This is a genomic window from Pseudomonas sp. NPDC088414 (assembly GCF_044753325.1).
Lineage (GTDB): Bacteria > Pseudomonadota > Gammaproteobacteria > Pseudomonadales > Pseudomonadaceae > Aquipseudomonas.
Genome location: NZ_JBIVMY010000038.1, coordinates 50,886 through 51,568, shown reverse-complemented (window position 1 = coordinate 51,568; position 683 = coordinate 50,886). Strand labels below are relative to the sequence as shown.

1 protein-coding gene is annotated in these 683 nt (G+C 57.0%); it reads right to left on the bottom strand.

Going from position 1 to position 683, the window contains the following annotated elements; translation table 11 throughout:
• Positions 1-683: ubiquinol oxidase subunit II (gene cyoA, locus ACIP8I_RS23895; RefSeq protein ID WP_400764379.1), on the bottom strand; the 683-nt coding region annotated here is incomplete at both ends.

The window sequence follows — 683 nt, the reverse complement described above, 5'->3', positions numbered from 1 at the left end:
GGCTTGGCAAGGGCTGCGTATTCAGCTGGTTCAAGCTGTTTTGGTGCCTTTTTGTCTTCACTTACCCAGGCGTCGAAATCTTCCTGAGAAGTTGCGATCGCTTTGAATTTCATACCGGTGAAACCAGCGCCGCTGTAGTTGGCGGAGATACCGTCCATTTCAGCGTTGCGGTCAGCGATCAGGTGCAGCCGGGTAGTCATGCCCGCCATTGCGTAGATCTGGCCGCCCAGGCCCGGGATGAAGAACGAGTTCATCACGGCGTCGGAGGTGATCCGGAAGTTGACCGGGGTGTGCGCCGGGAACACGATCTTGTTGACCGTGGCAATGCCTTGTTCCGGATAGATGAACAGCCACTTCCAGTCCAGCGCCACGACTTCGATGGTCACCGGCTTGACGTCGGATTCAATCGGACGGTACGGGTCCAGTTTGTGGGTCGAAATGTAGGTGATGTAACCCAGGGCGATGATGATCAGAACCGGGATGGTCCAGACAGCCACTTCGATTTTGGTCGAGTGCGACCATTTCGGGGTGTAGACGGCATCCTTGTTGGACGCGCGGTACTTCCAGGCGAACAGGAAGGTCATGACGATAACCGGCACAACGACCAACAGCATCAGCAGCGTGGCGGTGATGATCAGGTTGCGCTGTTCCAGGCCGACCTGGCCCGTTGGATTGAGCAGGGT